Source organism: Streptomyces sp. NPDC127119 (assembly GCF_042677425.1).
GTDB lineage: Bacteria > Actinomycetota > Actinomycetes > Streptomycetales > Streptomycetaceae > Streptomyces.
This window is the reverse complement of record NZ_JBHXTO010000280.1, coordinates 1-4,260: the sequence shown is the minus strand read 5'-3', so window position 1 is coordinate 4,260 and position 4,260 is coordinate 1. Positions and strand designations below refer to the sequence as shown.

General features: G+C 71.8%; 2 protein-coding genes and 1 pseudogene. All 3 read right to left on the bottom strand.

The features are described from left to right. Positions 1-74: 74 nt before the first annotated feature. The gene (gene glgB / locus ACFVH5_RS43995) at positions 75-2,294 is read right to left on the bottom strand and encodes a 1,4-alpha-glucan branching enzyme (protein WP_385839306.1); all 2,220 of its coding nucleotides are present in this window, start codon (positions 2,292-2,294) and stop codon (positions 75-77) included. A 302-nt stretch (positions 2,295-2,596) separates the two neighbouring features. After that, the gene (locus ACFVH5_RS43990) at positions 2,597-4,051 is read right to left on the bottom strand and encodes a maltokinase (RefSeq protein ID WP_385839305.1); all 1,455 of its coding nucleotides are present in this window, start codon (positions 4,049-4,051) and stop codon (positions 2,597-2,599) included. A 106-nt stretch (positions 4,052-4,157) separates the two neighbouring features. After that, positions 4,158-4,260: pseudogene (locus ACFVH5_RS43985) on the bottom strand (alpha,alpha-phosphotrehalase); the annotation flags it as partial.

Here is a 4,260-nt window from a genome sequence, read left to right as displayed (position 1 = left end):
CCGGGGTTTGGGGGGCTGGCCCCCGAGTCGTGGACGGGTAGGGGTAGGGGCGGCGGGGGCGAGAAAACCCGGGCCTACGCCGGGCGCAGCCACAGCGTCGAGAGCGGCGGCAGCGTCACGCGGATGCTGGCAGGGCGGCCGTGCCACGCCTGATCGTCCGGCTTCACGGGGTCGGCGTTCGAGACGCCACCCCCGCCGTACCGCCCCGCATCCGTGTTCAGCACCTCGTGCCACGCGGGCACATCGTCGGGCACCCCGAGCCGGTACTCGTGCCGTACGACCGGTGAGAAGTTGGAGACCGCGAGCAGCGGCACCCCGTCCGCCCCGAAGCGCAGGAACGCGAAGACGTTGTCCTCGGCGGCGTCTCCGGCGACCCACCCGAACCCGGCGGGATCGGTGTCCAGCTCCCACAGCGCCGGCACCCGCCGGTACTCCCCGTTGAGGTCGCGGACGAGATCGCGTACGCCCCGGTGGTCGGCCTCGGCCCCGTACGACGGGTCGAGGAGCCACCAGTCGGGCCCGTGCGCCTCGGACCACTCGGCGCCCTGGGCGAACTCCTGGCCCATGAAGAGGAGCTGCTTGCCGGGGTGGGCCCACATGAAGCCCAGGTAGGCGCGGTGGGTGGCCCGCTGCTGCCACCAGTCACCGGGCAGCTTGGACACCAGCGACCGCTTGCCGTGGACGACCTCGTCGTGGGAGATCGGCAGGACGTAGTTCTCGCTGTACGCGTACACCATCGAGAACGTCATCTCGTGGTGGTGGTACTTGCGGTGCACCGGCTCGTGGGAGACGTAGTCGAGCGAGTCGTGCATCCAGCCCATGTTCCACTTCAGGCCGAAGCCGAGCCCGCCGAAGCCGCCGGGCCCGATGTGGTGGGTGGCCCGGGTGACGCCGTCCCACGCGGTCGACTCCTCGGCGATCGTGACGACCCCGGGCTCGCGCCGGTAGACGGTGGCGTTCATCTCCTGGAGGAAGGCGACGGCGTCGAGGTTCTCCCGGCCGCCGTGGACGTTGGGTGTCCACTGGCCGGCCTCGCGCGAGTAGTCGAGGTAGAGCATGGAGGCGACCGCGTCGACGCGCAGTCCGTCGATGTGGAACTCCTCGCACCAGTACACGGCGTTGGCGACCAGGAAGTTGCGCACCTCGCGGCGCCCGTAGTCGAATTCGAGGGTTCCCCAGTCGGGGTGCGCGGCCCGCAGCGGGTCCTCGTGCTCGTACAGCGGCCGTCCGTCGAACTCGGCCAGCGCCCATTCGTCGCGCGGGAAGTGCGCGGGCACCCAGTCCATGATCACGCCGATGCCTGCCCGGTGCAGCGCGTCGACGAGGTACTTGAAGTCGTCGGGGGTGCCGAGCCGGGCGGTGGGCGCGTAGAAGCCGGTGACCTGGTAGCCCCAGGAGCCGCCGAAGGGGTGCTCGGCGACCGGCATCAGCTCGACGTGGGTGAAGCCGAGGTCGGAGATGTAGACGGGCAGCTGCTCGGCCAGTTGCCGGTAGGTCAGGCCCGGTCGCCAGGACGCCAGGTGGAGTTCGTAGACCGAGAAGGGGGCCTGGTGCGCGGGGCGGTCGGCCCGGCGTGCCATCCACTCCTCGTCCTGCCACTCGTGGCGCGAGGCGTGGATCACGGACGATGTGGCGGGCGGCAGCTCCGTGCGCCGTGCCATCGGGTCGGCCCGCATCGTCTTCGTCCCGTCGGGGCGGGTGATCTCGAACTTGTAGAGCTCTCCCTCCCGCACACCGGGGGCGAACAGCTCCCACACCCCGGACGAGCCCAGCGAGCGCATCGGGAACGCGGTGCCGTCCCAGAAGTTGAACGACCCCGAGATCCGTACCCCGCGGGCGTTCGGCGCCCAGACCGAGAAGCGGGTGCCGGGCACGCCCTGGTGTTCCATCGGTTCCGCGCCGAGGATCGTCCACAGCTGCTCGTGGCGACCCTCCCCGAACAGGTGCAGATCGAAGTCACCGAGCGTGGGCAGGAAGCGGTACGCGTCCTCGACGTCCTGGACCGTGCCCTCGTACTCCACCGTCAGCCGGTACTCCGGCACCTCCCGCAGCGGCAGCACGGCGGAGAAGAACCCGTCCCCGTCGTCGTGCAGTTCGGCCCGCAGTCCTTCGGCGACGACGGTCACGGCGAGCGCGTACGGCCGCAGCACCCGGAAGACCACACCGTCCTGCACGGGATGCGCCCCGAGCACGGCGTGCGGATCATGGTGCGCGCCCCCGAGCAGCCGTTCCCGGTCGGCCCGGTCCAGCACGGCCAGCGACCGTACCTCCTGGACGGGCTCCTGGGCCGGCACGGGCACGACGGGCGCGGGCTCCACGGGCGCGGGTTCCACGGCCTCGGCCCGCACATCGGCTTGTACGGCCTCGGCCCGTGCGTCGGCCTGGATGTCGGACCGCACCTCCTCCACCGCCGGCGTCACCTTCGCCTTGTCGGCGGCCTTGCCGGTGACCTTGGCCTTGTCTGCGGCCTTGTCGGCGGCCTTGGCCTTGGCCTTCGAGCTCTTCGGCTTCTTGGCGGGCGGGTTCGGGCGGGGCGTCACGGGCGGAGCCTCCTCGGCACAGTGAGAGGTGGAGCGGGGCGGTTCGGTCGGGGCGGTCAGGACGGTTCGGGAAGGGCCAGCCGGCGGACTGCCGCCATCGGCACGGGCAGCCAGTCGGGCCGGTGCCGTGCCTCGTACACGACTTCGTAGATCGCCTTGTCGGTCTCGTACGCGCGCAGCAGCACCGGGTCCGTACGCGGATCACGGCCGCCGGCCTCGGCGTAACCGGAGCAGTACGCGGCCCTGCAGGCGTCGGCCCAGCCGGGCACGGCGGACACCTGGGTTCCCTCCGTCCGGAGCGAGTGCGCGGCGTAGTCGAAGGAGCGGAGCATGCCGGCCACGTCCCGTGCGGTCGGCTGGGGCAGGCGCCGCTCGGCGAGCGGCTTGGAGGGCTCGCCCTCGAAGTCGATCAGCGACCAGCTGCCGGACGGCGACCGCAGACACTGGCCCAGATGCAGGTCCCCGTGGATCCGCTGGGCCGTCCACGTCTGCCCCTCGCCCGCCAGATCGGCGAGCGCGTCGAACGCGGACCGCAGACCGGGCGCGTACGGCAGCAGCGAGGGCACGGTCTGGACGGCCGCGGTCAGCCGCTCGGTCATGCCCTCCACCAGCAGCTCCATCTGTGCGTGTCCCATGGTCACCTCGGGCAGCGCACGGGCCAGCGCGGTGTGCACCTCGGCCGTGGCCCGGCCGAGCGCCCGCGCCGCACCGCCGAAGTCCTCGCCCTTGGCCAGTTCGCGCAGGGCCAGGTCCCAGCCGTCCGAGGCGCCCTGGAGAAAAGGCTGCAGGACACCCAGGACGTACGGGTCACCGGGCGGGCCCGGGGCGGGGCCGGGGGAGTCGGCGGTCAGATCCGCGAGCATCCAGCCGGCCGGTGCCGGCACCCGTGCGCAGCCCTCGCGGGCCAGCGCCAGCGGCAGCTCCAGATCGGGGTTGATCCCGGGCACGATCCGGCGCAGGAGCTTCAGGATGAACGTATCTCCATAGACGAGGGAAGAGTTCGACTGCTCGGCGGTCACCAGGCGCGGCACCAGGTCGCCCCGGATCTCCTGCGCCATGTCCCGCTCGAAACGCAGCTCACCGATCTGCGCCCGTTCCCGCAGGGCCTCCAGGAGGACATCGGCGGGCCGCGGGTCGTGCAGGGCCTCGTACACGGTCAGCCCGGCCAGTGGCCCCTGCGTCGGATGGCCGATCAGCGCGGGTGCCAGCCGTGGCGGCAGTGTCTCGCGCACACCGAGCAGCAGCTGGTAGCAGTCGGCCGGATACGCGGGCGCGCTCTGCGTGGGCACGAGCGGCTGATGGGCCCGTACGAGCAGATGGAGCAGGCCCAGTCGGGAGTTCAGTGGCAGCACCTCGGTCGCCGAGACCAGGGAGAACCCGGTGACGGGACGGCCCTTTCCCGCGAACCACCGCTGCCGTGGAAGCCACTCGCGAAGCAGTGGGTCGAGGGACGCGAGAAGGCCGGGGCTTGTCGAAGCGGAGGGCACTGAGTGGGTGACGGCTTCGGACATGGCGTCGCGTCCTTTCCCCGGAGTCGGGGTGTTACTACTGCGTGCCCAGGGCGGGGCGGGGGAAACCGCCCCGCCGTCCGTTGTACCTGCCCGTCGGGGCTCGGTCCTAGATGGCGTCCTTGCGGAGGCGGAACCAGTAGAAGCCGTGGCCGGCGAGGGTGAGGAGGTAGGGGAGTTCGCCGATGGCGGGGAAGCGGACGCCGCCGATG

What these genes read in the sequence shown, in the direction of transcription:
- ACFVH5_RS43990 (WP_385839305.1), bottom strand. Translation starts at nt 4,051, where the DNA reads ATGTCCGAAGCCGTCACCCACTCAGTGCCCTCCGCTTCGACAAGCCCC.